Source organism: Yoonia sp. (genome assembly GCF_042093035.1).
Lineage (GTDB): Bacteria > Pseudomonadota > Alphaproteobacteria > Rhodobacterales > Rhodobacteraceae > Yoonia.
The window spans coordinates 1-3441 of sequence record NZ_JBELFI010000178.1; the positions used below are offsets into that span (position 1 = coordinate 1).

General features: G+C 57.0%; 3 protein-coding genes. 1 reads left to right on the top strand and 2 read right to left on the bottom strand.

Annotation, left to right across the window (positions count from 1 at the left end):
- The coding region (gene acnA / locus ACFDSS_RS14160) for an aconitate hydratase AcnA (protein WP_375256366.1) at positions 1-1665 on the bottom strand (1665 nt) is incomplete at its 3' end.
- Between the two features lie 233 nt (positions 1666-1898).
- On the opposite strand from acnA, the gene ACFDSS_RS14165 reads away from it, so the two are divergent.
- Positions 1899-2591 (top strand): DUF1223 domain-containing protein, encoded by a 693-nt coding sequence (locus ACFDSS_RS14165; protein ID WP_375256367.1) that lies wholly within the window; start codon positions 1899-1901, stop codon positions 2589-2591.
- 3 nt (positions 2592-2594) lie between these two features.
- On the opposite strand, the gene ACFDSS_RS14170 is transcribed toward ACFDSS_RS14165, so the two are convergent.
- A partial coding sequence (locus tag ACFDSS_RS14170) for a lysophospholipid acyltransferase family protein (RefSeq protein WP_375256368.1) occupies positions 2595-3441 on the bottom strand: 847 nt, incomplete at its 5' end.

Genomic DNA, 3441 nt, shown 5'->3' on the forward strand with positions numbered 1-3441 from the left:
GGGCGAGGCGAGGTAGTTGGCGCGCACGTCAGGCGAAATGCGCCCTTCGAAGTTCCGGTTACCGGACAGCACTGATGTCGCCACCAAATCGCCTTCGGCAATCGCTTCGGACAGTTCTTTCTGGATCGGGCCAGAGTTGCCGATGCAGGTCGTGCAGCCGTAGCCAACAAGGTTAAAGCCAACCTTATCAAGGTCTTCCTGAAGGCCTGCGGCCTCCAGGTATTCGGACACAACCTGGCTTCCGGGGGCGAGAGATGTTTTCACCCAAGGTTTGCGATCCAGACCCAGGGCGGCCGCTTTGCGCGCCACAAGCCCCGCGCCGATCATCACGTAGGGGTTGGATGTGTTGGTGCAGGATGTGATCGACGCGATCACGACCTTGCCGGAGGACAAAGTGTAATCTTCGCCCGCGACCGGCACCTGCTTGTCCATTGGTCGCTTGAAGGTCTCTGCCATTTCACGCGCGAAGGCGGTCTTGGCATTGGTCAGAGCCACATAGTCCTGTGGACGTTTGGGGCCGGAGATCGCAGGCACGATTGTGCCCATATCTAGGTGCAGCGTGTCTGTGTAGACAGGCGCATAGTCGTCGCCGCGCCAGAAACCGTTTTCCTTGGCATAGGCTTCGACAAGGGCAATGCGGTCTTCGTCGCGGCCCGTGTTGCGCAGATAGCGCAGGGTTTCATTATCGATCGGGAAGAAGCCGCAAGTTGCCCCATATTCGGGCGCCATGTTCGCGATTGTTGCACGGTCGGCCAATGGCAGAACATCAAGACCAGCACCGTAGAATTCAACGAATTTGCCAACAACGCCGAGTTCGCGCAGCATCTCAACGACTTTCAGAACAAGGTCTGTGCCGGTCGTGCCTTCGACCATTTGGCCTGTCAGCTCAAAGCCAACAACCTCTGGGATCAGCATGGAAACGGGCTGGCCCAGCATTGCGGCTTCGGCCTCGATCCCGCCAACACCCCAACCCAGAACGGCCAAGCCGTTCACCATCGTGGTGTGGCTGTCAGTCCCAACGAGCGTGTCAGGATACGCCACTTCTTCGCCATGTTGGTCTTTATCGGTCCAGACGGTTTGTGCCAGATATTCAAGATTGACCTGATGGCAGATGCCCGTGCCCGGAGGCACCACGCGGAAGTTATTGAACGCGCCCTGACCCCATTTGAGGAACTGGTAGCGTTCCATGTTGCGTTCATATTCGCGGTCCACGTTCATCTGGAACGCACGTGGGTTGCCAAATTCGTCGATCATCACAGAGTGATCGATGACCAGATCAACAGGGTTCAGCGGATTAATCTGTTGCGCATCACCACCCAGGGCCACAATGCCGTCGCGCATCGCCGCTAGGTCAACGACCGCTGGCACGCCGGTGAAGTCCTGCATCAACACGCGGGCAGGACGGTAAGCGATTTCACGCGGGTTCTTGCCGCCGTTGTCAGCCCATGCAGAGAAGGCCTTGATGTCATCCACGGAAACCGAAAACCCGCCATCTTCAAAGCGCAGCAGGTTTTCCAGGACAACCTTCAGCGCGGCAGGGAGTTTCGAAAAGTCGCCCAAACCAGCAGATTGTGCAGCCGGAATAGAGTAGTAAGCGACTGATTGGTCACCGACCCTGAGGGTTTTGCGGGTCTTTGCGGTGTCATTGCCGACAGTGATTGTCATGGCGATCCCTTTCGTGGCTGATGCGCATAAACGGCTATTTGCAAGTCTTTTGCCCCATATAGATAAGGCAATCAAGGGCTCCATAGCACTTTTGTATACCATTGCACACAGTTTTTTTTGAGAGCCGCGACACTCTGAAACATTCTACACAGAACACTCGCAATTGCTTGATTGGTCATTTCAGGCAAAGCTGACTAAACGGGTAGGGCACCATCTGAATATCGAGGCTTGCAATGCGCAACTTTTTTGCCGTTCTGACATTTCTTGGGTTTCTGCAAGCGAGCAGTGCTATCGCTGATGAGGGACCGCTCGTGATTGAGCTGTTTACCTCGCAAGGCTGCTCATCATGTCCACCGGCGGATGCAATGATGCGTGATCTTGCCAAGCGTGACGATTTGATCGCCCTGTCGTTGCACGTTGATTACTGGGATTATATCGGCTGGAAGGACGTGTTTGGGCGCCCTGAGAACACCGCGCGCCAGCACGCCTATGCACGTGCCGCCAATGCAATGACAGTGTATACTCCGCAAATGGTTATCAACGGGGTCGATCATGTGATCGGCTCACGGCCAATGCAGGTCATGAACGCGATTGATGCGAACGCCGACCGTGACAACCCTGTGCATGTCACGTTGACCCGCGATGGTGACAAGGTCCAGATCGGTGCGACCACCACAGTGAGCGGCGAATACGTGGTCCAGCTTGTCCGGTTCACACCTGAGCAAACCGTCGCGATTACCAGAGGTGAGAATGCGGGACGCTCCTACAGCTACGCAAATATCGTGAAGTCCTGGGATGTGATTGGCCGCTGGAACGGGGCCGGGGGGCTGAGCATGAGTGCGGATGCCTATGGCAGCGACGGGCTGGCTGTTATCATTCAGCGCGCCACGAACGGGCCGATTGTTGGTGCAGCGCAGCTGCGCTAGCGGCTACGCCTTCCAGCGCCGATGAACCCAGAACCACTGTGCCGGGTTGCGCGCGATTTGCGCTTCGAGGCGGGCGTTCATTTCCATCATCATCGTGCGCGGGTCTGACGGTGTGATGGGGGCCTCGATCTCAACCTTGAAGGATAGCCCATCCGCCTGCCGAATGGCAAAATATGGGATGACAAGCGCATCCAGCCGCCCCGCGATCTTTGCCGCAGAAAGTGAGGTGCGCGCAGGATGGCCCATGAAGGGGATCAACTGATCTTTGGCGGCCACATCAATGAAGATCGTCGCTATCCCGCCGCCGCGCAAATAGCGCACAAATCCCAATGTCCCCTGTTTTCTTTTGGCAAAGACAGGCCCGCCCCAAGCGGACATGGTTTTCACATAATGGTCGTTGAAAAACGGGTTATTCATCGGGCGATAGAACCCGCCAACTTTGTAGCCTTTTGCCGTCAGCAGGTGGCGCGCGGCCTCGTGGTTGCCAAAATGCCCGGTGGCAAAGATCACCGGGCGCTTATCAGCGGCCGCTTCTGCGAGATGGTCCAGACCGTCGCCGGTTGCCGCCACCCGGGCCATGCGCGCGCCGAGTTCTTTCCAACTGTAGTTTTCAATAATCGTGCGCCCGAAGTTGTCACAACATGCGCGGGCAAGGTTGCGACGTTCGCGCCGGACCATGTCGGGATAGATCAGTCCCAAATTATCTTCGGCGCGTTTTACGTACCCGGCAATTGGCCCGACCCCGTGTTGCATCACCCGTCCCATCGCCGGGACGCGTTTTTCATAGGGTAGTTTTTGCAACCCGCCGATCAGCCCGCGAAACGCCCTGTCCGTTATCCAATCGGTCGCA